26 protein-coding genes are annotated in these 26,939 nt (G+C 64.7%); 13 read left to right on the top strand and 13 right to left on the bottom strand.

The genetic code is table 11. The features are described 5' to 3' along the window. The first annotated feature begins 143 nt into the window (after positions 1 to 143). Together glpX and OKB87_RS06315 are read left to right on the top strand one after the other, a co-directional pair. On the top strand, positions 144 to 1,154 hold the full coding sequence (gene glpX, locus OKB87_RS06320; protein ID WP_016349240.1) for a class II fructose-bisphosphatase: 1,011 nt from the start codon (positions 144 to 146) through the stop codon (positions 1,152 to 1,154). A gap of 168 nt (positions 1,155 to 1,322) precedes the next feature. Further along, the gene (locus tag OKB87_RS06315) at positions 1,323 to 1,574 is read left to right on the top strand and encodes a YkgJ family cysteine cluster protein (RefSeq protein WP_024946054.1); all 252 of its coding nucleotides are present in this window, start codon (positions 1,323 to 1,325) and stop codon (positions 1,572 to 1,574) included. A 155-nt stretch (positions 1,575 to 1,729) separates the two neighbouring features. Here OKB87_RS06315 and OKB87_RS06310 read toward each other — a convergent pair whose 3' ends face one another. Genes OKB87_RS06310 through hemC form a run of 4 tightly spaced genes read right to left on the bottom strand, consistent with a single transcriptional unit; the run spans position 1,730 to position 5,634 of the window. Next, positions 1,730 to 2,893 carry a heme biosynthesis HemY N-terminal domain-containing protein gene (locus OKB87_RS06310; protein WP_270826844.1) on the bottom strand — a complete coding sequence of 388 codons (1,164 nt, stop codon included), beginning with the start codon at positions 2,891 to 2,893 and terminating at the stop codon, positions 1,730 to 1,732. A gap of 10 nt (positions 2,894 to 2,903) precedes the next feature. Further along, positions 2,904 to 3,977: a uroporphyrinogen-III C-methyltransferase gene (locus OKB87_RS06305; RefSeq protein ID WP_024946056.1), complete on the bottom strand. Its 1,074-nt coding sequence runs from the start codon at positions 3,975 to 3,977 to the stop codon at positions 2,904 to 2,906. Next, positions 3,974 to 4,708 carry a uroporphyrinogen-III synthase gene (locus tag OKB87_RS06300; RefSeq protein ID WP_077098117.1) on the bottom strand — a complete coding sequence of 245 codons (735 nt, stop codon included), beginning with the start codon at positions 4,706 to 4,708 and terminating at the stop codon, positions 3,974 to 3,976. Before OKB87_RS06300 ends, OKB87_RS06305 begins: the two co-directional genes overlap by 4 nt. After that, positions 4,705 to 5,634, bottom strand: coding sequence for a hydroxymethylbilane synthase (hemC, locus tag OKB87_RS06295; protein ID WP_016349245.1), 930 nt, complete (start codon positions 5,632 to 5,634; stop codon positions 4,705 to 4,707). Before hemC ends, OKB87_RS06300 begins: the two co-directional genes overlap by 4 nt. Before the next feature lie 323 nt (positions 5,635 to 5,957). Between hemC and OKB87_RS06290 the strand changes: the two genes are divergently transcribed. Beyond that, complete coding sequence (locus OKB87_RS06290; protein ID WP_065479953.1) at positions 5,958 to 8,492, top strand: class I adenylate cyclase; 2,535 nt, start codon at positions 5,958 to 5,960, stop codon at positions 8,490 to 8,492. 123 nt (positions 8,493 to 8,615) lie between these two features. Here OKB87_RS06290 and OKB87_RS06285 read toward each other — a convergent pair whose 3' ends face one another. Further along, positions 8,616 to 9,269, bottom strand: coding sequence for an alpha/beta hydrolase (locus tag OKB87_RS06285; RefSeq protein WP_270826841.1), 654 nt, complete (start codon positions 9,267 to 9,269; stop codon positions 8,616 to 8,618). Between the two features lie 14 nt (positions 9,270 to 9,283). Continuing rightward, positions 9,284 to 9,598 carry an iron donor protein CyaY gene (cyaY, locus tag OKB87_RS06280; protein WP_011704445.1) on the bottom strand — a complete coding sequence of 105 codons (315 nt, stop codon included), beginning with the start codon at positions 9,596 to 9,598 and terminating at the stop codon, positions 9,284 to 9,286. A gap of 73 nt (positions 9,599 to 9,671) precedes the next feature. Here cyaY and lptM point away from each other — a divergent pair, with 73 nt between their 5' ends. From lptM to OKB87_RS06250, 6 genes are all read left to right on the top strand, one after another. Continuing rightward, complete coding sequence (gene lptM, locus OKB87_RS06275) at positions 9,672 to 9,848, top strand: LPS translocon maturation chaperone LptM (RefSeq protein WP_017408874.1); 177 nt, start codon at positions 9,672 to 9,674, stop codon at positions 9,846 to 9,848. Between the two features lie 20 nt (positions 9,849 to 9,868). Further along, a complete protein-coding gene (gene lysA / locus OKB87_RS06270; protein WP_270826839.1) occupies positions 9,869 to 11,119 on the top strand; it encodes a diaminopimelate decarboxylase in 1,251 nt (416 codons plus the stop codon). 65 nt (positions 11,120 to 11,184) lie between these two features. Next, the gene (dapF, locus tag OKB87_RS06265) at positions 11,185 to 12,015 is read left to right on the top strand and encodes a diaminopimelate epimerase (RefSeq protein ID WP_011704447.1); all 831 of its coding nucleotides are present in this window, start codon (positions 11,185 to 11,187) and stop codon (positions 12,013 to 12,015) included. An 80-nt stretch (positions 12,016 to 12,095) separates the two neighbouring features. Further along, entirely contained in the window at positions 12,096 to 12,776 is a 681-nt protein-coding gene (locus OKB87_RS06260; protein WP_016349251.1) for a DUF484 family protein, read from the top strand. Further along, the gene (gene xerC / locus OKB87_RS06255) at positions 12,769 to 13,746 is read left to right on the top strand and encodes a tyrosine recombinase XerC (RefSeq protein ID WP_270826837.1); all 978 of its coding nucleotides are present in this window, start codon (positions 12,769 to 12,771) and stop codon (positions 13,744 to 13,746) included. The genes OKB87_RS06260 and xerC overlap by 8 nt, the downstream gene beginning before the upstream one ends. Before the next feature lie 40 nt (positions 13,747 to 13,786). Further along, a complete protein-coding gene (locus OKB87_RS06250) occupies positions 13,787 to 14,497 on the top strand; it encodes an HAD-IA family hydrolase (protein ID WP_201904585.1) in 711 nt (236 codons plus the stop codon). 98 nt (positions 14,498 to 14,595) lie between these two features. Here OKB87_RS06250 and OKB87_RS06245 read toward each other — a convergent pair whose 3' ends face one another. Together OKB87_RS06245 and OKB87_RS06240 are read right to left on the bottom strand one after the other, a co-directional pair. Continuing rightward, the gene (locus tag OKB87_RS06245; protein ID WP_270826835.1) at positions 14,596 to 14,997 is read right to left on the bottom strand and encodes an STY0301 family protein; all 402 of its coding nucleotides are present in this window, start codon (positions 14,995 to 14,997) and stop codon (positions 14,596 to 14,598) included. A 41-nt stretch (positions 14,998 to 15,038) separates the two neighbouring features. Then, the gene (locus OKB87_RS06240; protein WP_011704452.1) at positions 15,039 to 16,565 is read right to left on the bottom strand and encodes a mechanosensitive ion channel family protein; all 1,527 of its coding nucleotides are present in this window, start codon (positions 16,563 to 16,565) and stop codon (positions 15,039 to 15,041) included. A 133-nt stretch (positions 16,566 to 16,698) separates the two neighbouring features. Between OKB87_RS06240 and OKB87_RS06235 the strand changes: the two genes are divergently transcribed. Next, on the top strand, positions 16,699 to 17,094 hold the full coding sequence (locus OKB87_RS06235) for a hypothetical protein (protein ID WP_162518558.1): 396 nt from the start codon (positions 16,699 to 16,701) through the stop codon (positions 17,092 to 17,094). A 9-nt stretch (positions 17,095 to 17,103) separates the two neighbouring features. On the opposite strand, the gene OKB87_RS06230 is transcribed toward OKB87_RS06235, so the two are convergent. The 3 genes from OKB87_RS06230 to OKB87_RS06220 form a co-directional block, all read right to left on the bottom strand. Then, entirely contained in the window at positions 17,104 to 17,874 is a 771-nt protein-coding gene (locus OKB87_RS06230) for a gamma-glutamyl-gamma-aminobutyrate hydrolase family protein (RefSeq protein WP_029301837.1), read from the bottom strand. 361 nt (positions 17,875 to 18,235) lie between these two features. Next, positions 18,236 to 19,045, bottom strand: coding sequence for a sugar-phosphatase (gene yidA, locus OKB87_RS06225; RefSeq protein ID WP_011704455.1), 810 nt, complete (start codon positions 19,043 to 19,045; stop codon positions 18,236 to 18,238). Between the two features lie 104 nt (positions 19,046 to 19,149). Beyond that, the gene (locus tag OKB87_RS06220) at positions 19,150 to 20,820 is read right to left on the bottom strand and encodes a DUF342 domain-containing protein (protein WP_024946066.1); all 1,671 of its coding nucleotides are present in this window, start codon (positions 20,818 to 20,820) and stop codon (positions 19,150 to 19,152) included. Positions 20,821 to 21,105: 285 nt separating this feature from the next. Here OKB87_RS06220 and OKB87_RS06215 point away from each other — a divergent pair, with 285 nt between their 5' ends. The 3 genes from OKB87_RS06215 to OKB87_RS06205 all read left to right on the top strand — a co-directional run bounded on the left by OKB87_RS06215 (position 21,106) and on the right by OKB87_RS06205 (position 24,301). Continuing rightward, complete coding sequence (locus OKB87_RS06215; protein WP_270826934.1) at positions 21,106 to 22,080, top strand: HlyD family secretion protein; 975 nt, start codon at positions 21,106 to 21,108, stop codon at positions 22,078 to 22,080. Beyond that, positions 22,073 to 23,002, top strand: coding sequence for an ABC transporter ATP-binding protein (locus OKB87_RS06210; protein ID WP_039212894.1), 930 nt, complete (start codon positions 22,073 to 22,075; stop codon positions 23,000 to 23,002). Before OKB87_RS06215 ends, OKB87_RS06210 begins: the two co-directional genes overlap by 8 nt. Positions 23,003 to 23,206: 204 nt before the next feature. Continuing rightward, positions 23,207 to 24,301, top strand: a complete 1,095-nt coding sequence (locus OKB87_RS06205; protein ID WP_043167247.1) for an ABC transporter permease — start codon at positions 23,207 to 23,209, stop codon at positions 24,299 to 24,301. Positions 24,302 to 24,343: 42 nt separating this feature from the next. On the opposite strand, the gene OKB87_RS06200 is transcribed toward OKB87_RS06205, so the two are convergent. Together OKB87_RS06200 and OKB87_RS06195 are read right to left on the bottom strand one after the other, a co-directional pair. Next, on the bottom strand, positions 24,344 to 25,501 hold the full coding sequence (locus OKB87_RS06200; RefSeq protein ID WP_270826832.1) for a competence/damage-inducible protein A: 1,158 nt from the start codon (positions 25,499 to 25,501) through the stop codon (positions 24,344 to 24,346). Positions 25,502 to 25,561: 60 nt separating this feature from the next. Then, on the bottom strand, positions 25,562 to 26,800 hold the full coding sequence (locus tag OKB87_RS06195) for an HD-GYP domain-containing protein (protein WP_016349264.1): 1,239 nt from the start codon (positions 26,798 to 26,800) through the stop codon (positions 25,562 to 25,564). Positions 26,801 to 26,939: the final 139 nt, after the last annotated feature.

Raw genomic sequence — 26,939 nt, 5'->3', positions numbered from 1 at the left:
CTCTCGTGAAGTGTCGGTGGCGGTTTGATGTCAAATTGGTGAAAGGGCCGTGTTTTGTGTGACGAACCGCCACTTTTGCGCGCAAAGGTTTGCCCTTGTGGTAGAATGCCGCCCGTTTTCGAGCTCCAAAGGTTGGATATGCGATGAGACGTGAACTGGCAATCGAGTTTTCCCGAGTGACGGAAGCGGCTGCACTGGCTGGCTACAAGTGGCTCGGACGTGGTGACAAGAATATCGCCGATGGGGCGGCCGTTGCGGCCATGCGCCATATCCTCAATCAGATCCAGATCGATGGTGAGATTGTGATCGGCGAGGGTGAAATTGACGAAGCCCCCATGCTCTACATCGGCGAGAAGGTGGGCACGGGTCTGGGCGACGCGGTGGACATCGCGGTCGATCCCATCGAGGGTACCCGCATGACCGCCATGGGTCAGGCCAATGCCCTGGCCGTGCTGGCCGTCGGCGACAAGGGTTCCTTCCTCAAGGCCCCCGACATGTACATGGAGAAGCTGATCGTGGGTCCCAAGGCCAAGGGTGCCATCGACCTCGATCAGGCCCTCGAGCTGAACCTCAAGGCCGTGGCCAAGGCGCTCGGCAAGCCGCTCTCCCGCCTGACCGTGATCACCCTGGCCAAGCCGCGTCACGACAAGGCGATCAAGGAGATGCAGGGGCTGGGGGTGCGGGTGTTCGCCATTCCCGACGGCGACGTGGCTGCCTCCATCCTCACCTGTCTGCCGGACAGCGAAGTGGACATGCTGTATGGCATCGGTGGCGCGCCGGAAGGGGTGATCTCGGCGGCGGTGATCCGCGCCCTGGACGGTGACATGCAGGCCCGCCTGGTGCCCCGTCATCAGGTCAAGGGCGACAGCCCGGAAGTGCGTGCGCTGGGCGAGCAGGAAATTGCCCGTTGCGAGGCGCTCGGCATCGACGTGAGCAAGGTGCTCAAGCTGGAAGACCTGGCCAAGAATGACAACGTCATCTTCTCGGCCACCGGCATCACCAAGGGTGATCTGCTGGACGGCATCACCAGCGACGGCGTCATGGCGACCACCGAGACCCTGCTGATCCGTGGCAAATCGCGGACCATCCGCCGCATCAAGTCGATCCACTTCCTGGATCGCAAAGACAGCGTGGTGCGCGACATCATCCTCTAATCAGGATGCGTGCGGGGCAACCCCCATGGTACCGCCTGAAAAGCCCGACACTGTCGGGCTTTTTGTTGTCTGTTGGCAAGGACACTATTTCATGGCAGGGCCGGTATAAGAGTGAGGAAAATCCCCGCCCTTTGCTACACTGGTTCGCCCTGCCAAGGAAAGCATTACATGGAATGTCGTCAAGGTTGCGGTGCCTGCTGCATCGCCCCCAGTATCAGCAGTGCCATTCCCGGCATGCCCGACGGCAAACCGGCCGGCGTGCCCTGCGTGCAGCTCGATGCGCGGCTGGGCTGCAAGATCTTCGGCCAGCCCGAGCGTCCGGCGGTGTGCGGCGGCTTTCGTCCCATGCAGGACGTGTGCGGCTATCACCGGGAGGAGGCTATCTGGCTCATCGGTGAACTGGAGCGGCTGACGTCCTGAGACTGACCCTCTCCCTCGGGGTGAGGGGGGTTGCTGGTTCCCCCTCATCCCCGACCCTTCTCCCACGAGGGGAGCAGGGAGAGCAGCCATTCGGAACAATCCCAATAAAAAGAGGCCGCAACTGCGGCCTCTTTTTATTTCGCGACGAACGGGCGTTAGACGTCGGCCAGCTGCAATGCCTGGCGGTAGTACTCGTTGGCCTTGTTGGTGAGGCGGCGCTTGTCCATCACCTGACCGAGGGCGTGGTAGACGGCTGCATTGGGCGCCTTCGCGACCTCCTGCTCCAGCAGGCGCTGGGCGTCGTCCAGCTGACCGGCCAGCAGGTAGACCTGGGCCAGCGCCGCGTCGACGCCCGGCTGATCCTGGATCTTCTGCAACAGGGCCAGCATCGGCTGGTAGCTGTCGAGCTTGAGTTTGGGCAGACGGGCCAGCAACTGGGGCGAGACCTGCTTGCGCAGCGCATCCAGCCACAGCTCGGCGGCTTCATTGTCGGCCCCCAGCTGGCGCAGGCGATCGCCATAGACGGCCAGCAGATCCGGATCCTGGCGCAGCTTGCGCGGCAGCTCCTGCCAGAGCGGGCGCAGGGTCTCGAGGGCGCCGCTGGCGGCGTCGAGGCGACCACGCCAGGCCTGCTGCAGCAGATCCTCTTCCTGTTTGGGGGTCAGCTTGCCCACCTTGTGCAGCACCGGAATGAGGTCGATGAGGGCAGCCCAGTCCTCACGGGCCAGGTGCACCTGACGCAGCTGGTCCAGCACCATGGGGTGGCGCGGGTTGAGGGCATAGACGGATTCCAGCATGGCCAGCGCGGTGTCGTACTGGCCCTGCTCGATCTGCAACTGGGTCTGGGTCAGGGTCAGCGCCAGCTCGGCCTTGGGGTTCTCCTCCTGCGCCTTTTGCAGGTATTGGTCCCGGCGCACGTCATCGCCACGGGCCTGGGCCGCCTTGGCGGCGCTCAGGTAGTTGAGCAGCGGGGTGTCGCTGTTGCTGGCGCCCTTGAGCATCAGCTTCTCGGCCTGGCTGTAGTGCCCCTCGGCCATGGCCAGGGTGGCGGCCACGGTCTGCTGGTTGGCCTTGCGGCGCCGGCGCGAGCCGTACCAGCCCAGCGTCTTGCGGCGCAGGCCGAATACCCGGCCCAGCAGCCACTCGACAATGAGCAGGGCACCGTAGAACAGCACCGCCAGGATCACCGCGCTGGTGACCGAAGATTCAACCGTGTAGTTGCCCAGCGAGATCAGTACATAGCCCTTGTTGCCGGAGGCCTGCGGGCCGAAGATGAGGCCGGCCACCATGGCGGCCACCAGTACAATCAGACGAATCATGGTGCCCTCCTCAGTTGCTGGCCAGAATGCGCTGCAGGCGCTCGGTCAGCACCTCTTCCAGCATGGCCTGGGTTTTGAAGCGATCCGGATAGTTGAATTGGATCTGCTCTCCCTTGAGCTTGTCCAGCTCGGACTGCATGTAGTGGGTGGCGCTGTTGTCGGTGTCGAAATACTGGGTCAGCCAGCGCTGGGCCTTGTCCAGGCTGTCGTCATAGAGGGCCTGCTGTTCGCGGTAGACGGCGAGCTGGGCCTGCAGCAGCTTGGTCTTGAGGTTCTCGCGCAGGAAGATCTCCTGCTGCGGGGAGAGCAGGGCCTCCACCGCGCCGTCGCGACGGCGGATGGTGATGAAGTTCTCGGTGAACTTGACCCAGTTCTTCTTCAGGTTGCTTTCCCACTCGTCCGGGTTGGTGCTGACGGCCTGATCAGGCTCGCTCTTGGCTTCCGGCATGCTGACGGTGGAGAGCGGCAGCAGCTCGATCTGATCGGAGAGGGCGGCCAGCTTCAGGGTCAGCCCTTCGCGGTCGATGCGCGGCATCCCCTTGAGCTGGGCGATGTCTTCGGCCAGCGCCTTGCGGATGGGCATCAGGCTGGGATCGTTGAGCGCCTTGATGCGCTCGTCGGCATTGCCGAGCAGTGTGATGGCGGAGACGAGGTCATGTTCCAGCCACAGCTTGCGACCGGCCATCCGCACCAGGTATTCGGATTCGGCCAGCATCCAGTCGTTGGGGCGCTTGTCGTTGAGATCCAGCACTCGGGTCTGCAACCCCTTGAGCTCGTCCTGCAGCAGTTGCTGCTGCTTGCCGAGGGCGGCCAGCTGCTCGCCATCCTTGCTGTTGCTCTGGTCAAGCTTGTTCATGGCCTCGGCCAGTTGCAGCTTGAGCTGGTTCAGCTCGCCCTGCTGGGCGACGGCACTCTTGTGGCCGTGCAGATAGAGGCCACCGGTCAGGCCGAGGGCCAGCAGGATGGCGATGCCGCCGACCACAGCACCCGAGCTGCCCTTCTTGTTGTTGACCTTCTGGCCGGGTTGCTTGTTGTCGGCCACGGAGGCCGCGGCACTCGGCTGGACTTCTTGCTGTTCAGTCATTCCATCTTCCTCAGTTCCAGAGCGGCCGTCAGGGCCTGGTTGGATGCACCCTGGGCAATCGTGATATGGGTAAAGCCCGCCGCTGCGGCCATCTCGGCCACCCGCGGGCTGGGCACCACCAGCAGGCGGTCGTGCAGCCAGGGCAGCTGTTGGTCCGGGACCAGTTCCAGCAGCCGTTGCAGCAGTTCACCGCTGGTGACGAGCAGGCTGTCGAGCCCGGCCGCCTGCCAGTGGCGAGTCAATGCGTCCCCGTCCAGTGCGGGGTAGTGGCGCTCATAGGCCGCACAATAGTGCACCAGTGCGCCGCGTGAGGCCAGCGTCCGGGCGATGAGATCCCGGCCGCCATTGCCGCGCAGGATCAGCACCTGCTTGCCGTTCACCTGTTGCAGGCCGGGCAGGGCCAGCAGCCCTTCGCTGCGCGGATCGTCCGGGCTCAAGGCCTGGATGCCCACCTCGGCGAAGGCATCCGCGCTGGCCTGACCGACCGCAAAGTAGTCAATATTTGGCCAGGTCTGACCAGTTTGCAACAGAAAATGATGAGTGAAATGAACCGCATGCATGCTGACGGCGATGACGATGTCGGCCTGGGGCAGCAGTTCGGGCAGGCGGTGCAGTTCGCTGCCCGCCACGGTTTCCAGCAGCGGGCAGCAGAGCGGTGCGTGGCCGTGCTGGCGCAGCAGCGCCGCCAGCTCGGCGGCCTGGGCGGCCGGGCGCACCACCAGCGGGATCATGCCCGGTAGACCTCGGCCAGGATGACATCGGCGCCATCGGCCAGCAGACGCTGGGCCAGGGTGTGACCGAGGGCCTCGCCGTCGGCCAGCGGGCCGCGGATCTCGTCGCGGATGACGCGGCTGCCATCCGGGCTGCCCACCAGGCCACGCAGCCACACTTCTTCCCCCTGCACCAGGGCGTAGGCCCCGATGGGAACCTGGCAACCCCCCTGCAGGGCACGGTTCATGGCGCGCTCGGTCAGCACCCGGATCCGGGTCTCGGGGTGTTCGAGCGGTGCCAGCAGGGCGTGCAGCTCATGATCGTCGAGGCGGCATTCGATGCCGACCGCGCCCTGACCGTTGGCGGGCAGGCTCTGTTCCGGCTCGATGAAGGCGGTGATGCGGTGCGCCATCTCCAGCCGTTTCAGGCCGGCGGCGGCGAGGATGATGGCGTCGTATTCACCGGCGTCCAGCTTGGCGAGACGGGTGTTGACGTTGCCGCGCAGGTCGCGGATCACCAGATCCGGGCGTGCCGCGCGCAGCTGGCACTGGCGGCGCAGGCTGGAGGTGCCGACCACGGCTCCCTGCGGCAGCTCATCAATCTGGCCGAAGCGGTTGGAAACAAAGGCATCGCGCGGATCTTCGCGCTCGCAGATGGTGTGCAGGCCGAGCCCCTCGGGGAACTCCACCGGTACGTCTTTCATGGAGTGCACGGCGATGTCGGCCCGTCCTTCCAGCATGGCGGTTTCCAGCTCCTTGACGAACAACCCCTTGCCGCCCACCTTGGCGAGAGGGGTATCCAGGATCTTGTCACCCTGAGTGCTCATGGGCACCAGCTCGACCTGCAACTCGGGGTACAGGGCTTCCAGCCGGTCTTTGACGAAGTTGGCCTGCCACAGGGCCAAGGGGCTCTTGCGAGTGGCAATTTTCAGGGTTCGGGCTGCCATATCAATCAGTTGTTTCATCTTTAGAAGGAAAACGATCTTACCACCCTTTGCAGGGGCTTTCATGGCGCAGCCCGCAAAAGCGGGCTCAAGCTCAAAAACGGCCGCTGAAAATGATTTTTATTAAGTCTGGCTTGCCGGTTAATTTGTTGAAATTACAGATTTTTATTGCTTTCCAATGATACTGTTTAGTGACTTGTCATAAATAATCCGGCGATTGTGTGCGGGCTTGTTTACCACCGCTGTTTGCATTGTTAACATGATCACACTTTTTTGACGTCTCCCCGTTTTGGTGCGTCATTTCTTACCTCGGTATAGGCAGGGCATTGCTGGTAAAACTCGACACGCTGGTGGCGCGCTACGACGAACTCAATCGTCTCAAGACGCAACGGGCGCTAGGTCTCATGAGTCGCTACGGGCAGCAGGTTTTTCAGCTGCTACCCGTCATGCTGCACTTCAATCACCCTCTGCTGCCTGGTTACGTGGCTGGGGATGTGCCGCACGGCATCTGGAGTTTTACGGCCAATGACGCCCAGCAGGCCTTCATCGAGGACCTGTGCCAGAACGCCAACTGCCTGAACGGCCTCACCACCCATGACAAGTCGATCCAGGGGCTCTACTCCATGGGCAGCACCTCGTCCATCGGCCAGTGTTGCCACTCGGATCTCGATATCTGGGTCTGCCACGTGGCCGGTTTGTCGCAGGAGCGGCTCGAGCTGCTGGATCTCAAATGCCAGCAACTCTCCAAGTGGGCCGAGCAGCGCGGGGTCGATCTCAACTTCTTCCTGATCCCCGAGGACAAGTTCCGCCAGCGCAACGATGCCCAGATGCAGGGTGAGAGCTGCGGCAGCGCCCAGCACCTGCTGCTGCTCGACGAGTTCTACCGCAGCGCCATGCTGATCGCCGGCAAGCGGCTGCTCTGGTATCTGGTGCCCAGCGAGTATGACGACCACTACGACGACTACGTCAACGGCCTGTTCGCCCACGGCAAGCTGAGCCAGGATGACTGGCTCGATCTCGGTGGCTTCAACCGCATTCCGGCCGAGGAGTACTTCGGCTCCGCCCTCTGGCAGCTCTACAAGGGCATCGACTCCCCCTACAAGGCGGTGCTCAAGTCGGTGTTGATGGAGGCCTACTCCCACGAGTATCCCAACACCCGTCTGCTGTCGGTGACCAGCCGCGACTGGTTCCAGCACAACGAGGGGATGCACTACCGGCTCGACAACTACTGCCTGATGCTGGACAAGGTGACCAACTACCTCAAGTCCATCGGCGACATGCAGCGGCTCGATCTGGTGCGCCGCTGCTTCTATCTGAAGGTGTGTGACGGTCTCAGCCACCCGAAAGAGGAGCACTCCCCGGCCTGGCGCCGCGAGCAGATGACCCAGCTGGTGGCCTACTGGGGCTGGAGTCAGGAGCGGTTGCACCATCTGGATCACCGCCAGGAGTGGAAGGTCGAGGACGTCAAGGTGGCTCACGCCGAGCTGCTGGAAGCCCTGATGCAGAGCTACCGCAACCTGATCCAGTTCGCCCGGCGCAACAACATCAGCGAGTCCATCAACCCGGAAGACATCGGCATCCTGTCGCGCAAGCTCTATGCCGCGTTCGAGAGCCTGCCGGGCAAGGTGCAGCGCATCAACCTCAAGATTGCGCCGGACTTGAGCGAGCCGGATCTCAGCTTCGTGCAGGTGCCGCACGGCCGCTTGAACCGCGCCGGCTGGTATCTCTACAAACATTCGCTGGAGCCGGCAGATATCATCGGTCGGGCGCCGCTCGAATATAACGGCTACATCAGCAAGCTGGTGTCGTGGGCCTACTTCAACGGCCTGCTGACGCCGCAGTCCCGGGTGCACCTGTTCAACCAGGGCTCGGATCTGCACATCGACAACCTGCACCAGTTCTGTCGCGATCTGTCCGGCACCTTCCCGGTCAAGTATCCCCGCGCCACCAACCTGGCCCTCAGCCGGCCGTGCGAGATCCGCCAGCTCTCCATCTTCCTCAACCTGGAGACGGACCCGACCAGTCACTGGGTGGGCCAGGTGATCGAGTTCGACGCCAACGCCGCCGACGTCTTCTCGTTCGGCCGCAACCAGGAGTGTCTGGTGGGCTCGGTGGACCTGGTCTATCGCAACTCCTGGAGCGAGATCCGTACCCTGCACTTCCAGGGGGACGAGGCGGTGGTGGACGCTCTCACCACCATCCTCGGCAAGATGCACCAGGATGCTGCTGCCCCCGAGATGATCGAAGTGTTCTGTTACAGCCAGCACTTCCGCTCTCTGGTGCGTACCCGCTTCCAGCAGCTGGTGGCCGAGTGTATCGAGCTGCGTCTGGCCCGCGACAAGCAGCAGCTGGTCAAGACGCTGGCGCTCGGCAAGGAGAAGTACGGCATCTTCTTCGAGCGGCGCGGGGTGTCGGTCAAGAAGCTGGAGAACGCGGTCGACTTCTATCGCCACATCTCCCACAACAAGCTGGATCACCTGCCGCTGCGGCTCGACAAGACCCACAGCCAGCATCTGCCCGGCATTGTCGACGCCTATGCCAGCGAGGGGCTGGTGCAGTTCTTCTTCGATACCCGGGATGCGGGCACCAACATCTATATCCTGGACGAGGCGAACCGGGTGGAGATCTACCAGCACTTCGCCGGCAACAAGGATGAGCTGGTGCAGGGGGTGAACCGCTTCTATACCTCCAGCCACGAGCGCTTCAGCGACGCGGGCCAGTTCAGCAACTTCAACCTGCCCCAGTACTACGAGATAGTGCAGATCAACGGCGAGCTGGAAGTGATCCCCTACCGCAGCCAAGGTCAGCTGCGCGACGCTGGTCAGGGGCGCGAGCTCGGCTCCGCCGCAGGCGCGGGGTAGGGCAGGGGCCGGTCCGGCGTGCGCGCAAGCGCCCTGGTCTCGGCCCCCTGCTGCACAGGATCATCGCTCATATCGAATGAAAACGGCCTGCATCTGCAGGCCGTTTGGCTATCCGCGGTTGGCTCAGCCCGCGAGGCGGGCCAGCAGCCACTGACGGATGTCGTCGAGTTGCGGGCGGCAGATCTCGTGGCGCATGGGGTACTCGTGCCACTCGAGGGAGAGCCCGGCCGCCTCCAGCCGGTTCTTGGCGTCCCAGCCCATGGAGAGGCTCACCACGTCGTCATAGATGCCGTGCATGTAGCAGATGGGCAGGCTGCGGGCAGCCTCGCTCATCTCGCCGAGCAGGGTATCGGGGGCCGCCAGGTAGGTGGACATGCAGAGCAGGCCCGCCAGTTGCTGCGGCAGGCGCAGGGCGGTGAAGGAGGCAATCACGCCCCCCTGGGAGAAGCCGGCCAGCACGATGCGCTCGGGGGCGAAGCCCTCCGCCACCAGTTGTTCGATCAGCGCGGCGATGCGGGCCGCGGACTCCCTGACGTGGGACTCCACGGCGCGGTCCGCCGGGTTGTCGAAGCTCTTGATGTCGTACCAGCCGCGCATCTTGTAGCCCATGTTGATGGTGATGGCGCGCTCCGGCGCATCGGGCAGCAGATGACGCACCGGCAGGTCGGCGGGCAGCGCCAGCGCATCCACCAGCGGGGCGAGGCCGGCGCCGGAATCCCCCAGCCCGTGCAGCCAGATCATCGCGTGACGGGCGCCTTCAGGATGCAGATCAATCATGGCAGGCTGCACCATCATGGGAACTGGACGGGTTCGCCCGCCTGGGTGGTGCAGGCCTTGCTCAGCAGCGTCTTGAGCTCGTGACCGAAGCGGTTGTCGATCCAGCTTTCCCCTTGCAGCTCGAAGTGGAAGCCGTTCTCGCGGGTGGCGACCCAGATCTGGTGCAGGGGCTCCTGCTTGTTGATGATGACCTTGGTCTTGTTCTCGAACGACAGGGTCAAGACCCCGCCGGCACGTTCACAGTCAATATCCGGATATCCTGCGTCGACGGTGTCCTCCACATATTGGAAAAAGGCGTCGGTCAGGGCGTGATACTCGTGATCCTTCATCGGTTTATCCTGTTGCTTTTAACAATGTGAGTGCGATTATAGAGGGCCAAAAATTTTTTCGCAGCGAACCATTATGATTACCCAGCTTACCAAGTGTCTGCTTGCCACTCTTCTGTCTCTTGGTTTGGCCGCGTGTGGCCTGACGGGACCGCTCTACATGCCGCCCCCCGAGCAGCCCCAGACCCAGAGTACACCGCAAGCACAGACGCCTGCGACCGCCGAGGCTGCCCCAGAGGCCGCGCCGCAATAATTTAGGAAGGAACCGCCCCCTTGGATCACTTTAACTACGACGCCGACGGCCAGCTTCAGGCCGAACACACCTCGCTGCAACAACTTGCCGAGCAGTACGGCACCCCGCTGTACGTCTACTCCCGCGCCACCCTTGAACGCCACTGGCACGCCTTCGACAAGGCGGCGGGCGACATCCCCCATCTCATCTGTTATGCGGTCAAGGCCAACTCCAACCTGGCGCTGCTCAACCTGCTGGCGCGCCTTGGCTCAGGCTTTGACATCGTCTCCGGCGGCGAGCTGTCGCGGGTGCTGGCGGCGGGCGGCGATCCGGCCAAGGTGGTCTTCTCCGGGGTGGCCAAGAGCGAAGCCGAGATGCGCCTTGCGCTGGATAAAGAGATCCTCTGTTTCAACCTGGAGTCGGAAGCCGAGCTGGAGCGTCTGAACCGGGTGGCGGGCGGCATGGGCAAGAAGGCCCGGGTGTCGGTGCGGGTCAACCCGGACATCGACGCCGGTACCCACCCCTATATCTCCACCGGCCTCAAGCAGAACAAGTTCGGCATTCCCATCGAGCAGGCGCCCGCCATCTACCGCAAGGCGGCGGCCATGGCCAACATCGAGATCGTCGGGGTGGATTGCCATATCGGCTCGCAACTGACTGAATTGAATCCGTTCATGGAGGCGGCCGACAAGCTGCTGCGGCTGATCGACGGCCTGGCGGCGGAAGGCATCCACATTCACCACCTGGACGTGGGCGGGGGTCTGGGGGTCAACTACGGCGCCGAGCAGCCGCCCCATCCCAGCGAGTATGCCGAGGCGCTCAAGCAGAAGCTGGCGGGCCGGGATCTGACCCTGTTGTTCGAACCGGGTCGCGCCATCGTCGCCAACGCCGGCGTGCTGCTGACCCGGGTGGAGTACCTCAAGCCGGGCGAGACCCGCAACTTCGCGCTGATCGACGCCGGCATGAACGATCTGCTGCGTCCTTCGCTCTACGGCGCCTGGATGAACATCATCGAAGTGGACAGCCGCACCGCCCACGAGCTGGCGCTGTACGACGTGGTCGGCCCGGTCTGCGAGACAGGTGACTTCCTCGGCAAGGAGCGCACCCTGGCGATCGCCGAAGGCTCCCTGCTGGCGGTGCGTTCCGCCGGTGCCTACGGCTTTACCATGTCCTCCAACTACAACACCCGTCCCCGCGCCGCCGAAGTGCTGGTGGACGGAGCGCAGTCGTTCCTCATCAGAGAGCGCGAGCAGTTGGCCGATCTCTGGCGCGGTGAGCATTTACTGCCCTGATTGTTAATGGATTTCTCTAAGCGTTCCTCCAGGTGAGAGCGTGAACAAGGGTACAGGAACGCACGATGTTGATAGATTTTTCCAAGATGCACGGGCTGGGGAACGACTTCATGGTGGTGGATGGCGTCACCCAGAAGGTGTTTTTCAGCAATGAGGTCATCAAGAAGCTGGCGGATCGCCACTTCGGTATCGGCTTCGACCAGCTGTTGCTGGTGGAGCCGCCCTATGATCCCGAGCTCGACTTTCACTACCGCATCTTCAACGCCGATGGCAGCGAGGTGGAGCAGTGCGGCAACGGTGCCCGCTGTTTCGCCCGCTTCGTGCGCCTCAAGGGGCTGATCAACCGGGATCGCATCGCGGTGAGCACGGCGCGCGGCCGCATCGTGCTGCAGCTGGAAGGGGAGAACCAGGTCACGGTCAACATGGGGGTGCCCCAGTTCGAGCCGGGCAAGATCCCGTTCCGGGCCCAGAAGGCGGAAAAAACCTACCTGCTGCGGGCCCAGGAGCATACTGTGATGTGCGGGGCCGTCTCCATGGGCAATCCTCACTGCGTCATCGAGGTGCCCTCGGTGGCCGATGCGCCGGTGGCGACCCTGGGTCCCATCATGGAGCGACACGAGCGCTTTCCCGAGCGGGTCAACGTCGGCTTCATGGAGATGGTGAACGCCAGCGAGATCAAGCTGCGGGTGTTCGAACGCGGGGTGGGCGAGACCCTGGCCTGCGGCACCGGCGCCTGTGCCGCTGTGGTGGTGGGCATCAGCCAGGGCAAGCTCAAGGAGCGGGTCACCGTCACCCTGCCAGGAGGCAAGCTGACCATCGCCTGGAAGGGGCCGGGTCAGCCGGTCTACATGACCGGGCCGGCCGAGCACGTATTTGACGGTCAGATAGAGTTATAGGCACGGGCGGGGAGGCCCCCGCTCAGCCAAGCACTAATGTCGGGGCCTTGTGCCCCTTTTTCGGATGGACCAACCAAGTTATGAGCGAACTCAAACGGCAGGAACCACTGGTGGATGAAGCCACAGTGCTGGAGTACCTGGCCCGTTATCCCGAGTTTTTCCAGCGCCACGCGGCCATGCTGGACCGGATCCGCATTCCTCACGAACGCAAGGGCACCGTCTCCCTGGTGGAGCGCCAGCTGGACAGACAGCGCGAGCGCATCGAACAGCTGGAGCAGGAGATCACCGAGCTGATGGGGATCGCCAGCGAGAACGAGCGGATCTTCCGGGTCTATGCCGATCTCTACGGCGAGCTGTACGGCTGTCAGAGCCTGTTCGAGGTGAGCGCGGTGATGGGCAAGGCGTTCGTGCAGCGGCTGCGGCTGACCGGCCTGCGGCTCTGGCTCAGCCCGAAAAAATTCCAGTTGAGCGGCCCCGAGCAGAAGTTCATGGCGGAGGGGCGACAGCTCGAGCAGCTGCTGGGTCAGCGCCTGCCGGGTCAGGATTACTACTTCGGCCGGCTCAATCAGAGCGAGAAGCAGGCGCTGTTCGGCCACGACGTGCTGGTCAACTCGGTGGCCCTGATGCGGCTCGGCGATCTCGGCGTGCTGGCTTTCGCCAGCTCGGATCCGAGCCACTTTACCCCCCACAACGACACCCTGCTGCTGGGCCAGCTCGGCCGCCTGCTGCAGCTGCGTCTGCCCGAGCTGGCGCGTGGCTAAGACGCCGGCCAGATCTCCCGCCAAGGCGCCGCCAGCCGCCGAGCCCCTGCCGGCTGCGCTGGCCGACGAGCTGGCGGCCTTCATCGAATACCTGCGGGTCGAGCGCCAGCTCAGCCCGCACACCCGCAGCAACTACCAGGCCCATCTGGAATCCATGACCGCCGAGCTGGTGAAGCTCGGGGTCGATGACTGGGCCCGGCTCGAGGCGAGTCAGGTGCGCAGTCTAGTGACCCGGATGCACAAGGCGGGGCTGGCGCCCCGTTCGCTGGCCACCAAGGTCTCTGCCCTGCGCAGTTTCTGCGACTGGCAGGTGCGCCAGGGGCGACTGGTGGCCAATCCGGCGCGCGGCATCGTCACCCCCAAGCAGGGGCGGCCGCTGCCCAAGAACCTGGATGTGGACGAGATGTACCAGCTGCTCAACATCACTGACGAGCAGGATCCGCTGGCGGTGCGGGATCGCGCCATCATGGAGCTGATGTACTCCTCCGGCCTGCGCCTCGCCGAGCTGGTGGGGCTCAATCTGGCGGACGTGAAGCTCGACGAGCGCCAGCTCAGGGTGACCGGCAAGGGCTCGCGAGAGCGGGTGCTGCCGGTGGGGCGGATGGCGGTGGAGTGGCTGCACAAATGGCTCAAGCTGCGCCCCCTGCTGGCCGGCGACGAGCTGGAGGCGCTGTTCGTCTCCAAGCGCAAGCAGCGGCTGTCGGCCCGCTCGGTGCAGGAGCGGCTCGACGGCTGGGGCAACAAGCAGGCGCTCAACGCCCACGTCCATCCCCACAAGCTGCGCCACAGCTTCGCCACCCACATGCTGGAGTCTTCCGGCGATCTGCGGGCGGTGCAGGAGCTGCTGGGTCACGCCGATCTCTCCACCACCCAGATCTACACCCACCTCGACTTCCAGCATCTGGCCAAGGTGTATGACAGCGCCCATCCAAGGGCGAAGCGGGATCCCGCCACTCCGGACGACGAATGAAGAGGGCCGGGCATGCCCGGTCCCGACAAGAGGAGATACCATGCAGTTCTATCGCCGCTGGCAGCCGGTGGCCGCCATCTCGTTTGACCTCGACGACACCCTCTATGACAACGGCCCGGCCATCGAGCGGGCCGAGCAGTGGATGCTGAGCCACCTGCGCAGCGAATACCTGGCCACCGCCATGCTGGACAAGCCGCGCTGGCAGGCGCTCAAGCACAACCTGCTGCTGGAGCAGCCGGCACTGCGCCACGACGTCAGTCTGGCGCGCCGGCACGGCATTCAGGCCGCGCTGATGGCGGGGGGCATGGCGCAAGGGTTGGCAGAACGTGAGGCGGCGTCGGTGTTCGCCGGTTTTCTGGCCGAGCGCTCGAAGATCGAGGTGAGCGACCAGACCCACGCCCTGCTGGCCCGGCTGGCCGAGCGCTACCCGCTGGTGGTCATCACCAACGGCAATCTGGACCTGACCCGGGCAGGTCTCGCGGATTACTTCACGCTGGTCTGCAAGGCTGGCCTCGGCAGCAGGATGAAGCCGGCGCCGGATATGTTCGTAGAGGCGCAGAGGGCCCTCAAGCTGGCGCCCGGCCAGATCCTGCACGTGGGGGATCATCCACAGACCGACGTGCTGGGGGCCCGGCTGCACGGCTTCAAGGCCGCCTGGCTCAACGAGCGCGGCCAGCCCTGGCGACAGCTGCAACTGCTGCCGGACGTGGAGCTGACGGCGCTGGGCGAGCTGGCCGAACTGTTGCTCTAGTCAGACTCCAACACCCGCCGGTTCGCAGCCGGCATGCATCCCCTGTCGGCCGATCATGCACCGTAGGCAGCAGCCATCGTTGGGTCGTGCCGGAGTTGTCACTCGTTGCGGCAGATCAATCCGCGTAGATCGTAAGGCTCGGGCTGGTTGACCCGGCAGTAGCTGATGCCGGCGGGCAGCGCCCGCTGCAGGGTGATGGCGGTCTCCCGATAGTGGCAGACCAGATAGAAGGGGCGGGGGTTGCGGCGATCCAGACTCCAGTAGTGCAGCGCGTCGCTGTCGCCGTTGTCCGGCTTGAGCTGGGCTCGCTCATCGGGGTCGCCGTCGAACAGGGCCAGGTTGTCCAGCCGGTGGCTGAGGGGCTGGTGTTGTTCCCCCAGATCGTTGCGGGTGACGGCCTGCCACCCTGGGCTGGCCCCCAGCTGCTGCTGGCGGGTTTCAATGGTCGCGGGGCAGTCAAATTGCAGGGTGGCGCTCAGGGCCAGTGCGGTCAACAGCATGAAATGCATCTCTGGTAGAAAGCCTGAGCCGCCATGCTACGTCATCGACCGCCAAACAGCGCCATCAGTTTGTCCAGCAGATCCCGTGGCGGGGTGATCTGCTTCATGGCTTCCGCCTCCCGCGCCAGCAGCTCCTGCTGCTCCTGCTGACGGGCGCTCAGCACCTTGTAGAGCGGCTCGAGCAGGGAGCCGCGCTGGGCCACCAGCTCCTGGAACATGGCCTGATTGATGCGATAGGTTTCGACGGTCCCCAGGGCTCGCACCGTGAACGGGCTGGGCTCGCCGGTGAGCAGGCTCAGCTCGCCGAAGAAGTCACCGGCATTGAGGGTGCCGAGCGGCAGCTCGCGCCCTTCCACCTCCACCAGCATCTGGGCATCCCCCTTCACCAGCACGAACAGCCAGCCGGAGACTTCCCCCTGGCTCAGCATCCGATCGCCGTTGACGAAGGGGGCGAACTTGACCTGATCCGCCAGTCGCAGCAGCTCCTCCTCCTGCAGCATGGCGAACAGCGGCAGGCGGCGCAGGGTATCGGTGCGCTCGGCGGTATGCCGCTTGTGGCGCTGATCCTTGTGATCCTGATCCGTGGTCATGAAGACGTTGAAGATGGGGGGGGTGAGGCGCCTATCGTTGCGGCGCAGGGCGGCATCGATCAGGGTGCGCACCGCCGAATCGGTGGGATCGTCCACCGCCAGATCGGTGAGCCAGTAGCGCACCGCGTAGCGGGCAATGCCGTTTTCCACGTTCATCAGCAGGCAGTCCGGCTGCGGGCTGGCGGAGACGTGGCGGATGCGGGTCTCCCTCAGGGATTGTTCCACCAGGGCGATGATCTGGGTCGGCAGGGTATCCAGGGTGATGTCGAACCAGACCCAGCGGCGCCACTGCAGGGGGGCATTCTGCCGCCGTCCGAGCACGGTGAAGCGCTGCTTGAGCAGGTGGCTGTTGGGGATTACTACCGTCTCCCAGTTGCGGGTCTCGATGGTGGTGGCACGCCAGTTGATCTCCACCACCCGGCCCTGGGTGGTCTCCACCTGCAGCCAGTCGCCGATGGCGATGGAGTTGTCGAGCTGGATCGAGACGCCGGCCAGCAGGTTGCCCAGGGTATCCTGCATGGAGAAGGCGATGACGGCGGTGATGACGGCGGAGGTGGTGACGATCTCGCCGAGGGCCATGCCGGAGGCGTAGAGGCGGAACAGACACCAGCCGATGTAGCCGACCGTGATGACGATGTCGGCGATGATGCGCGGGATGCGGATTTGGCACAGGGGCAGCAGAAACTGGAACAGCAGGATCCCCCAGATCTTCACCAGCACCAGCCCGGCCAGCAGGCTGGAGATCTCCACCAGCCAGCGGTGGGGCAGCGGCAGACGAAACCAGCCCCCTTCGAACTGGATCAGCAGGATCACCACCAGGCTTATCATCACGAAGCCGAGCTCGCTCACCAGCTCCCGCCGACGGCCGGGGCTGCGCAGGAAATGGGTGAAGAGCAAGAACAGGGTCAACAGGGTCCAGAACGGGTGTTCGCCAATCCACAGCAGGGTAGGTAGCGCAACGAGGTTATCGCTAAACATAGCAGCCCCTTATCATTGGTTATTTCCAGCATAGTTGGTTTCAACCCGTTAAATGGGTGCGGGGCGGAGGCAATTTATTTATGCTGGGCGCCGGTCTGACGAGGGAGTGGTACGAGTGCGCACGCTGAACAAGATGGTCTGGATTGCCGGGGCCTGGTTGCTGACGGGCTGTGATCAGCTGGCCGACAAGTATCGGGTCGAGTTTCGCGATGGCTCCTGGCGCGAGATCGCCATCACCCCCTTAGCCGACGAGGCGCGCTGGCGCGAGGGCTGTGCCACCGGCGAGGTGCTGAGCGACATGATGTTGCCGCTCAAGCGTGGCAAGACGGTCAACGGCCGCGAGCAGCTGCTGATTGGCGGCGAGCTGTTCGAGCTGGACGACAGCGCCCTCTATCGCAGCAACGGCATGGTGTTTGGTCACACGCCGGATCACATCCAGCGCGGGCTGAAGGGGCTGGAGGTGTGCCGAACCCTGCGCCCGGATCGCGGTGCGCTGCCCAAGCTCAAGGCGCGCGGGTTCGGCGACTAGCCGGCGGCGTCAGAGGCCGCTCAGACGGGCCCGGCAGGCGTCGCCAAAGGCCTCGAAAATCTTGATGGAGTGAGGATTCTCGCTCGCCTTCCACTCCGGGTGCCACTGCACCGCCAGCAGGAAGGGGGAGAGCGCGGGGGCGTGGATCGCCTCGATCAGCCCGTCTTCGGCATGGGCCAGCGGCTCCAGCCCCTTGGCCAGCGTCTTGATCCCCTGGCCGTGCAGCGAGTTGACCGGGATCGACGACTGTCCCATCAGCTCCGCCAGCCAACTGCCCGGCACCAGCTCGACCTGATGGCTCTCGCCATACTGATCGTCCACCGGATCATCAGCATCCTCCCGATGATCGTCATAACCCGGCTCGCTGTAGACCTTCTGGTGGATGTCTCCCCCCAGCGCCACGTTGATCTCCTGCATGCCGCGGCAGATCCCGAGGATCGGCAGGCCACGGTCGAGGGCGGCGCGCACCAGCGGGATGTCGAACAGATCCCGGTCTCTGTCTTGCTGCTTCTCCGGGGTGAGGTTCTCCTGGCCGTAGAGGGCGGGATCTATGTTGGAGCCGGCGCCGCTCAGATAGACGCCATCCGCCAGATCCAGATACTGCGCCAGATCCTCGGTGCCGCAGCAGGTGGGCACCAGCAGCGGTACGCAACCGCTGATCTCCACCAGCGGCTTGATGTATTTGTGGGTCATCACCTGATAGGCGTGGCCATTGCGGGGCTGGGCGCCCGTGGTCATCAGTACGACGGGTTTACGCGGGGTGTGGGGGCTGCGAGTCATGATTCACCTTGGCTGTCCTTAGCGGTCCTGCGCCTTGGGCAGGCCCTTGCCGTCGTCAGCGGGGCAAGGGCATGCCTCAAGGCATGGTCGTGGGATCGGAGGTGCGTTGCACAGCCAGAATCGTCGGTCAGCCTGGGCAACGACAGCCTGGATCCTGATCCCAGTCTGCCAAGGCCGTTCAATATGTCAAACGAAATGATGCCAACATGTTAAATATATTCTGCGCTCGACTGGCTTGAGTCCCATTTAAAGGGGCCTGTAGCGAGGAAGGGGAGAGGGAAGGACATTATCGTGGTGGATATATTAAACATGCGGCGCTGGCGGCCGGATAGCAAAAGGGGCCCGCAGGCCCCTGGTCGCGTCAGGCGTTCAGGATGAAACGCTCGATCACTTGGGCGACCCCGTCTTCATCGTTGCGCCCCGTGGTGTGCTGGGCCAGCGCCTTGATGTCGTCGGTGGCGTTGCCCATGGCCACCCCCAGCCCGGCGTACTCGATCATGTGGTGATCGTTGCCCGCATCCCCCACCGCGATGACCTGGGAGGCATCCAGCCCCAGGTGCTCGGCCAGGGCGGCGACGCCGGTCCCCTTGTTGCTCTGCTTGTTCATGAACTCGAGGAAGTAGGGGGCGCTACGCACCACGGTATAGCGCTGATAGAGCTCGGCCGGCAGCTTGGCGATGGCGGGGGAGAGCAGCGGCTCGGGATCGATCATCATCACCTTGAGGATCTGCTCGTCGGCGGGCAGGGTGGCGAAGTCCAGCAGCTTGATGGGCATGTCGATGAGGCGGGATTCGTGCTCGGTGTAGGGGCTGACCCTGGGGCTGATGAGCCCCCGGCTCACCGAGAAGCCGTGCACGTTGACGCCCAGCTCGTCGGCCAGGGCGGCGATGGCGCTGGCATCGCTGCCGGTGAGCAGCTGGCTGCGGATGATGCGCTGATCGGCCACCTGCTGCACCAGGGCACCGTTGTAGCAGATGACGTAGTCATCCTGACCGGTGAGGCCGAGTTCCACCAGATAGCGGCTCATCCCCTCCAGCGGCCGGCCCGAGGCCAGCACGACGGTGACGCCCTTGGCGCGGGCGGCGGCAATGGCCGCGTGGGTGCGGGGGGAAATCTGGCCCTGGGAGTTCAACAGGGTGCCATCCATATCCAATGCGATCAGCTTGTACATCTCTCACTATCCTGCGGTCTGGCTGGCCCGCACTATGGGGCCAATGGGAGGCCGAGTGTAGCGAAATTCGCCGCCCGGATCACGACTGACGGGTCACTCTTGCGTTACTTGTGGGGTTCGTAGGGGGTCAGCTGCAGCTGATCTTCACGGATGGCGAAGTGGATGGGGCCGTGCTCGATGTCGACCCGGTAGTGGTGGTGGGCCATCTCCACCTCGACCCCGGGGAAGGCGTGCTGGGTGGCGATGATGTCCATCTCCGCCATCAGCTTTTGCAGCTCCTCCTGGGCCGCTTCCAGCTGTTCGTCCAGCAGCTTGCTCTCCTCGAGGCGCTGGGTCCGGATCAGCTTGATCTTCTGCAGGGTCTGGGGATTGCGCTTGTCGCTCGGCAGTTGCAGCAACTTGAGCAGCAGGTCCTGCAGCTTGTCCAGCTGCTCCCGGCACTCCTGCTTGCGCTGGCGCAGCGCCTGCTCCTGCTCCTTGTGGGTGAAGTAGCCGCCGAGGATCTGCAGCCGGGTCTGGTTGTGGGCCGAGGCCCCCAGGATCGGCGCCATGATGAGGCGGTTGGCGATGCTGATGCCCCCCAGCAGGTGGCCCTTGCGCATGCCGCTGTCACCCACCTTGAGATCCTGGCCGCTGCGGCTGTAGCAGTGGCTGAGCTGGGTCAGGATGTGGATGTCGCCGCCAGCCTCCAGCTTGGCGTACTGGGCGTAGCTGGCGTGGATCTCGCCCTGGGCGTTGAGGTGGCAGAGAAACTCGTCACTCTGTTCGCTCTTGCGCCCTATGATGCCGTTGCGCACCGTGATGGTGCCGCTCGATTCGATGTAGCCCCCCTCGACGAAGCCGCCGATCACCACGTCGCCGCTGGTCTTTATCTTCATGCCCGGGGTGACGTCGCCCGCCACGATCAGTGCCCCTTCGAAGATGACGTGGCCGTGGCGGATATCCACCTGCTTGACGCTCAGCACGTCGTCCACCTTCATGCCGTTTTTCTCCTGACGCGGCAGGCCGGGGCGGCTGGCCAGCAGCAGATCGGGGTCATCCGGCGAGAGGAAGGTGCCCTCGCCGGCCACCATGGGACTGTCCTTGCCATGCTTGGCGGGCAGCTCCTGGCCGGTGACGGTGAAACCGGGCACCCCCTGGGTGGCGGGGTGGCGGCGCATCAGCTGGGCGCCGGCCTTGACGGTGAGGATGGTGCCGAGGTCGCGCATGTCGACCCGGCCGTGGTCCAGCTCCTGAGGCTTGAGGATCCGTTCGGCCGGGGTCTCCACCAGCCGCTCGAAACGGGTGTCCTGGCCGTTGACGGCGGCCTTGCCCTGCGCCACCGGCAGCCTGAGCAGGGTGCCCGGCGTCGCCTCCTTGGCGGCCAGCACGGCGGCGGCGATGAGCGGTGCCTGCACCCCCTGGCTGATCTCGCTGCTCTGGATTGCCTGCTCCAGCTGTTCACTGGTGAGATATTTGCCACCCCAGTCGGCGGTGATCTGGGCGGTGGCGCTCATCCGGTCCTTCTCCACCACCAGCAGGACGCTGGCATCGTGGCGCTGGGCGATGGGTACCGGGTTGCCAGGCAGGGGGGCGGTCGGGTTGCTGAGCAGGGTGTTGAGCAGGCTGATGGCCTGCTTGATCCCCTCCGTCAACGGTTGATAGCGGCGGCAGTTGGAGGCCAGCAGCAGCGTCTGGATATCGCTCTCCGAGATGGGGTTGGTCAGCCCGGGCACGATGCGCAGGCAGGCGTATTCCATATCGGCTGACAACAGTAACCACTCTTTGCTTAACACCCGGATCCCTTCCTTCGTCCGCATCCCAATTGGAACGGCTGCTTGTTTTCAGTTAATCGGCATTTTGTTAAAAATGCGAGTCATCAACATGGTGCTGGTCTGCAGTATCCAGACATTTCTCCTTTTTGGTCAATGAGCTAAGCACAAATGGGTGAACTGGGACGAGGAAATGAAAAGTAACAGGGAGTATGCTGACGGCACCATGAGCCCGTCTGCCAGCCGCTAGCGGCTGTCGTCCGGCGGGTGAAGGGAGTGCCCCCGGGCGGATCCGCCACCGTGAGAGGAGTGTCGACCTTGCGTCATTGTCTGCTGCCCCTGGCCCTGACGGGCCTGCTTAGCGCCTGCCAGCCACAGGCATCCACCACGGCCCTCGGTACCCTGGAACGAGACCGGGTACTGCTGACCGCCACCGCCGGCGAGATCATCCGCGCCCTGCCGGTGGCGGAGGGCAGCCGGGTGGAAGAGGGCACCCTGCTGGCCCGGCTCGATGACCGGCGTCAGCAGGCGGTGCTGGCCCGTGCCAGGGCCCAACAGGCACAGGCGCGCGCAGCCCTGGCCCGACTGACCAATGGCGAGCGGCCGGAAGACATCGCCGCCGCCCGCGCCAGCCTCGACAAGGCGCAGGCCAACGTCAGGGAGAGCGAGCGCAACTTTGAGCGGATCGACCGGCTGGTACGCCGCAAGCTGGTGAGCCCGGCGGATCTCGACAAGGCCCGCGCCCAGCGCGACAGCGCCCTGGCCGAGCAGGACGGCGCCCGCCAGCAGCTCGACAAGCTGGCGCGCGGGGTGCGGCGCGAAGATATCGACGAAGCGCAGGCCGCCTTGCTGGCCGCCACCGCCGAGGTGGCGCTGGCCGAGCGGGAGCTGGCGGATCTCTCCATCGTCGCCACCCGCAGCGGCCGGCTCGACAGCCTGCCTTATCACCTCGGCGAGCGGGTCGCGGTGGGTGCCGTGCTGGCTGCCATCCAGGCGGACGAGGCGCCTTACGCCCGGGTCTATGTGCCCGAGCCCTCCCTCGCCGGTTACCGGGTCGGCCAGCCGGTGCGGGTGCAGGTGGACGGGGTGGCGGAGCCCTTCACCGGCCGGCTGCGCTGGATCTCGAAAGAGCCCGCCTTTACCCCCTACTACGCCCTCAACGAGCAGGACAGGGCCCGGCTGGTCTATCTGGCCGAGATCGATCTGCCGGCAGGGGCGCAGGAGCTGCCGAGCGGCCTGCCGCTGCAGGCCGAACCCGCCGCGCAGGGAGAGGGCCATGAGTGAGCTGGCGATCCGGGCGCTGGGGGTGAGCCGCCGTTTCGGCGATTTCCTGGCGGTGGACGGACTGGATCTCTGCGTGCCCAAGGGGCAGATCCACGGTTTCCTCGGCCCCAACGGCTGCGGCAAATCCACCACCCTGCGCATGCTGACCGGCCTGCTCACCCCCTCGGCGGGGGAGGTGGAGGTGCTTGGTCTGCATATCCCTCGCGAGGCCGAGACCCTGCGCCGGCGGATCGGTTACATGACCCAGAAATTCTCCCTCTATGACGAGCTGACGGCCTGGGAGAACCTGGAGTTCATGGGCCGGATCCACGGCATGGGGGGCGCTACGCTGGCTGCCCGCCTGCACGAGCTGCTGGCCACCTATGAGCTGGCGCCGCTGGCCCGGCAGCGGGCCGGCGCCATGAGCGGCGGCCAGAAGCAGCGGCTGGCGCTGGCGGCGGCGGTGATCCACCGGCCGGCGCTGCTGCTGCTGGATGAACCCACCTCGGCGGTGGATCCGCAGAACCGGCGCGATTTCTGGGAGAAGCTGTTCGATCTGAGCGAAGGGGGCACCACCATACTGGTGACCACCCACTACATGGACGAGGCGGAGCGCTGCCATCAGCTTGCCATCATGGAGGCGGGCCGGGTGCGCGCTCAGGGGGCGCCGCAGGCGCTGATGGATGCCATGAGCACCCGGGTGGTGGAGGTGCTGGCCGCCGATCTGCGGCTGCTCAAACAGCAGCTGGTGCAGCTGGCGCCGGTGCGCTCCGCCGCCCAGCTCGGCCAGCGCTTGCGGGTGCTGGTGGACAAGGAGCTGGCGGAGCCGGTGGCCTGGCTGCAGCAGGCCTGCCCGGCGCTGGCAGGTGCCAGCCTGGCGCTGGTCAGACCCAGTCTGGAGGATGTGTTCGTCAGCTGCACCGGTCAGGAGCCGAGGGCATGAACAGTCTGCGACGGCTCTGGGCCATTACCCAGAAAGCACTCAGGCAGCTGGCCAGAGACAGGCTGACCTTCGGTGCGGTGGCGGTGATGATCCCGGCGTGGGGGAATCGATGAACAGTCTACGATGGCTCTGGGCCATCCCCCAGAAAGAGCTCAGGCAACTGGCGTTCGGCATGGTGGTGATGATCCCGACGGGAGTGAGTCGATGAATAGTCTGCGGCGGCTCTGGGCTATTACCCAGAAAGAACTCAGGCAACTGGCACGGGACCGGCTGACGTTCGGGATGGTGGTGATGATCCCGCTGATCCAGCTGCTGCTGTTTGGCTACGCCATCAACACCGACGTGCGCCAGATCCCAGTGGGGTTGGTGGAGATGAGCCAGAGCGTGCCGGGCCGGCTGCTGGTGGAAGCGGTGAAGGCGAGCCAGGTGGTGCACATCAAGCAGCAATACGTCGGAGTGCAGCAGGCCGAGGCGGCGCTGACCCGGGGCGAGGTGCGCGCCGTGCTGGTGCTGCCCGCCGATCTGAGCCGCCGGCTCAGCGCCGGCGAGACGGCGGGGCAGTGGCTGGTGGATGGCTCGGACACCATGATCGCCGGGGCCCTGCTCGGCCTTCGCAACATGCCGCTCTCCGATCTGAAACCCGACCTCAAGACGGCCCCCCCCACCTTCGAGACCGTGCTCTACTTCAACCCGGCGCGCCGTTCGGCGGTCAACATAGTGCCCGGCCTGCTCGGGGTGATCCTCACCATGACCATGATCATGTTCACCTCGGCGGCCATCGTACGTGAACGGGAGCGCGGCAATCTGGAGCTGCTCATCACCACCCCGGTCGGCTCGATGGAGCTGATGCTGGGCAAGATCCTGCCCTATATCGGGGTGGGGCTGATCCAGGTGGCCATCATCCTCGGGCTCGGCCACTTCATCTTCGACGTGCCCATCAACGGCGCCCTGAGCCAGGTGCTGCTGGCGACCCTGTTGTTTATCGCCGCCAGCCTGACCCTGGGGCTGCTCATCTCCACCCTGGCGCAGACCCAGCTGCAGGCGATGCAGATGACGGTGTTCATCCTGCTGCCCTCCATCCTGCTGTCGGGCTTCATGTTCCCCTACGAGGGGATGCCGCTGCCGGCCCAGTGGATTGCCGAGGTGCTGCCGGCTACCCACTTCATGCGGCTGATCCGGGGCATAGTGCTGCGCGGTGGCGAGCTCGCCGAGCTGCTGCCCGACGTGCTCTGGCTGGCGGGGTTCACCCTGCTGGTGCTGACCCTGGCCGCCCATCGCTTCAAGAAGAGTCTGGATTGATGCCCCGCGAGGGGTGAGAACCTGGCTGCTTGCTGCTGGTTGTCAGCGGCTGGCGGTGCGGGCCAGGGTGCGGTAGTCGCCGAGTACCGCCAGCCCCTGCAACTGGCGGCGCAGCATGTCGAGGGCGGCGAAGGCGAGGATCCGGCGGCCGCTGTCAGGATCCGGGTGGCTGACCTTGAGGGTCTGGCCGTGCTGTTGCCCGTCGACACAGAGCAGCAGCGGCACGCCGTCCGGACCAGAGCTGCCTATGGTCAGGCTGAGGGGGGCCGCGGGCGCCGCCAGTTGCGCCAGCTCGCTGGCCAAGGTGTGGCTGAAGCTGGCCATCAGGGCCGGATGCGGGTGGCACATGGCCAGCAGGGCGCCCCGGCTCTCCCCTTCCTGCAGCGTCAGCGGCCTATCCCCCAGCAGATCCAGGATCTGCTGCGCCGGCTCCTCATCGCCCCGTCCTACCAGCCAAGGCTCGATGGCCGCAAGCAGCCGCGCCTCGGCGGTGTCCATGTCCGCCGTGCTGGCGCCGTGGCCGATCAGCTTCAGCTCGATGAGCGGCATGGAGGAGCGGTAGCCGAGCTCGATGCCGGTGGGCCAGGGAGCCGCATCCAGCATGTCGCTGAGGGCCGACTCCGAGACGCCGAAGGTATAAAAGCGGCGCAGTTCGGTGTCGGTCTGCTCGCCGGCCAGCGCCTTGAGGCGCGGCATGATCTGCTCGCGCACCATCTGCTTGAATTCGAATGGCACGCCCGGGGTGAAGAAGAGCCGGCTTGGGCCCTGATGGCCTGCGTGGGTGACCACAAAGCCGCAGGCGGTACCGACCGGGTTGTCGAGGATCTCGCACCCCTGCGGCAGCCAGGCCTGCTTGGCGTTGCTGGCGGGCATGGGCCTGCCACGGCTGGCATAGCGCGCTTCGATGGTGGCGAGCCAGTTGGGAAACAGGGTAAGTGGCTGAGCGAAGGTCTCGGCCGCTGCCTGGGCGGTGAGATCGTCGGCGGTGGGGCCGAGCCCGCCGCACACCAGCACCACCTCGGCGCGGCTGGCGCTCTCTGCCAGCACGGTTTTCAAGTCCTTGAGGTTGTCCCCCACGGTGACGCGGCGGCGCACCTGCCAGCCCTGCTCCAGCAGCAGGGCGCTGAGCCAGGCGGCGTTGGTGTCCACCACCAGACCCGTCACTATCTCGTCTCCGGTGCTGATGATTTCGATGCGCATGGCGGGCTCCTCGGGGCTGACGGCTGGACTTGGGGGTGGCCACCTGGGTGGCCGGGTCGATCAGGGCTTGGTGTGTTCGAAGTAGTAGCTGATGCGGGTGCGCGGGTTGAGGTACTCAAACACCGCCGGCGGCAGCCGCTTGGGATGGATCACCTTGGCGATGGAGAGCTCGGCCTGCTGCAGGTCGATGATGGCCGCCTCCTGGCGCGGGATGCGCGGATCGTACACTAGCACCGAAGGGTAGAGCAGGCGAGAGGCGTTGACCGACATCACCAGCCCCACCTGACCGTTGGAGAGCTGTACCACGCTGCCGGGCGGGTAGATCCCCATCAGCCGGATCAGCATGCTGAGGTACTCCGGATTGAACTGGGCCTTGCGCTGCTTGTAGAGGCCGCTCAGGGCCGAGTAGGGCACCTTGGCCTGCATGTGGCAGAGGTTATCGTACTCGTTGATCAGCGACACTATCTGGGTGAGCGGGTCGAGCTGCCCCTTCTTGAGCCCCTCCGGCCCGCTGCCGTCCAGGTATTCGTGGTGGTGCAGCACTATGCCCTTCGCCTCGGCCGGGAAGTCCTTGGCCAGATTGAGCAGATCCAGCCCGTAGCGCGGGTGCTGGGCCATCAGGTTCTGCTCCGGCTTGGTGAGCGGCTCGGTCTTGCGCAGGATCTGGCTCGGGATCTTCAGTTTGCCGATGTCGTGGAACAGGGCCCCCATGCCGACCTGGCGGATCTCGTCGGCCGACATGTTGCACTCCTTGGCCAGCAGCATGCTGAGCACGCTGACGTTGAGGGAGTGGAAGTAGAGGTTGTTGCCGTCCTCGCTGTCGGAGACCAGGTGCAGCACCATCTCGTCCACCGACAGCAGCTGCTCGGTCATGGCGTTGATCAGCTCCTGCGCCTCGCCGATGGCGTTGAGGGGGCGGGACTGGATCTTGCTCATCACGTTGCGCACCTGGGCCAGCGACTGCTGGAACTGCTTCTCGCACTGCTGCAGATCGCGGCGATACTGCTGCAGCTGCTCGATGCGGCGCTCCTTCTCCAACTGCATTTCGGCCTGACGCTGGGAGGTATCCGGCGCCTCCACCGGTTGGGCCTGGATCTGGTTCAGCGGTTTGGGCGGCGCATCGCTCTTGTCGGGGATGATGGTCACGAGCTTGAGACCGAGCCGGCGAATGAGCTCGATCTCCTCTTCATTCTTGAGTTTGAAGCTGGAAAACAGGAAGGGGTGTTCGCGCCAGCCAAGTGGCAGAGAAACGTAATTGCCGACTTGCAGCCGGTCTACTGAAATCTTGATACCTGTCATTGTCTTGGATGCGAGAGACACACTGAGCCGTATGCTAGTCAAAGGTGGGGGTGAATACAAAAGGTATCTGATGACAGGGTGGGTGCTTTATTATAGGCTTCTGGATGTCCAGACATATTTACCGATGCAGTACAGGGAG

Origin of the sequence: Aeromonas sp. Y318-1 (assembly GCF_027706125.1) — a bacterium.
Classification (GTDB): domain Bacteria; phylum Pseudomonadota; class Gammaproteobacteria; order Enterobacterales; family Aeromonadaceae; genus Aeromonas; species Aeromonas hydrophila.
Note: the sequence above shows the minus strand (reverse complement) of the source record. Positions and strands in the feature narration are given on the sequence as shown.

Coding starts and splice junctions, on each gene's coding strand:
- OKB87_RS06210 (WP_039212894.1), top strand. CDS start 22,073: ATGAGTGAGCTGGCGATCCGGGCGCTGGGGGTGAGCCGCCGTTTCGGC.
- OKB87_RS06315 (WP_024946054.1), top strand. CDS start 1,323: ATGGAATGTCGTCAAGGTTGCGGTGCCTGCTGCATCGCCCCCAGTATC.
- OKB87_RS06250 (WP_201904585.1), top strand. CDS start 13,787: ATGCAGTTCTATCGCCGCTGGCAGCCGGTGGCCGCCATCTCGTTTGAC.
- OKB87_RS06205 (WP_043167247.1), top strand. CDS start 23,207: ATGAATAGTCTGCGGCGGCTCTGGGCTATTACCCAGAAAGAACTCAGG.
- glpX (WP_016349240.1), top strand. CDS start 144: ATGAGACGTGAACTGGCAATCGAGTTTTCCCGAGTGACGGAAGCGGCT.
- OKB87_RS06285 (WP_270826841.1), bottom strand. CDS start 9,269: ATGATTGATCTGCATCCTGAAGGCGCCCGTCACGCGATGATCTGGCTG.
- yidA (WP_011704455.1), bottom strand. CDS start 19,045: ATGTACAAGCTGATCGCATTGGATATGGATGGCACCCTGTTGAACTCC.
- cyaY (WP_011704445.1), bottom strand. CDS start 9,598: ATGAAGGATCACGAGTATCACGCCCTGACCGACGCCTTTTTCCAATAT.
- OKB87_RS06245 (WP_270826835.1), bottom strand. CDS start 14,997: ATGCTGTTGACCGCACTGGCCCTGAGCGCCACCCTGCAATTTGACTGC.
- OKB87_RS06260 (WP_016349251.1), top strand. CDS start 12,096: ATGAGCGAACTCAAACGGCAGGAACCACTGGTGGATGAAGCCACAGTG.
- OKB87_RS06240 (WP_011704452.1), bottom strand. CDS start 16,565: ATGTTTAGCGATAACCTCGTTGCGCTACCTACCCTGCTGTGGATTGGC.
- OKB87_RS06200 (WP_270826832.1), bottom strand. CDS start 25,501: ATGCGCATCGAAATCATCAGCACCGGAGACGAGATAGTGACGGGTCTG.
- OKB87_RS06235 (WP_162518558.1), top strand. CDS start 16,699: ATGGTCTGGATTGCCGGGGCCTGGTTGCTGACGGGCTGTGATCAGCTG.
- OKB87_RS06300 (WP_077098117.1), bottom strand. CDS start 4,708: ATGATCCCGCTGGTGGTGCGCCCGGCCGCCCAGGCCGCCGAGCTGGCG.
- hemC (WP_016349245.1), bottom strand. CDS start 5,634: ATGGCAGCCCGAACCCTGAAAATTGCCACTCGCAAGAGCCCCTTGGCC.
- OKB87_RS06230 (WP_029301837.1), bottom strand. CDS start 17,874: ATGACTCGCAGCCCCCACACCCCGCGTAAACCCGTCGTACTGATGACC.
- dapF (WP_011704447.1), top strand. CDS start 11,185: ATGTTGATAGATTTTTCCAAGATGCACGGGCTGGGGAACGACTTCATG.
- OKB87_RS06195 (WP_016349264.1), bottom strand. CDS start 26,800: ATGACAGGTATCAAGATTTCAGTAGACCGGCTGCAAGTCGGCAATTAC.
- OKB87_RS06310 (WP_270826844.1), bottom strand. CDS start 2,893: ATGATTCGTCTGATTGTACTGGTGGCCGCCATGGTGGCCGGCCTCATC.
- OKB87_RS06305 (WP_024946056.1), bottom strand. CDS start 3,977: ATGACTGAACAGCAAGAAGTCCAGCCGAGTGCCGCGGCCTCCGTGGCC.
- lptM (WP_017408874.1), top strand. CDS start 9,672: ATGATTACCCAGCTTACCAAGTGTCTGCTTGCCACTCTTCTGTCTCTT.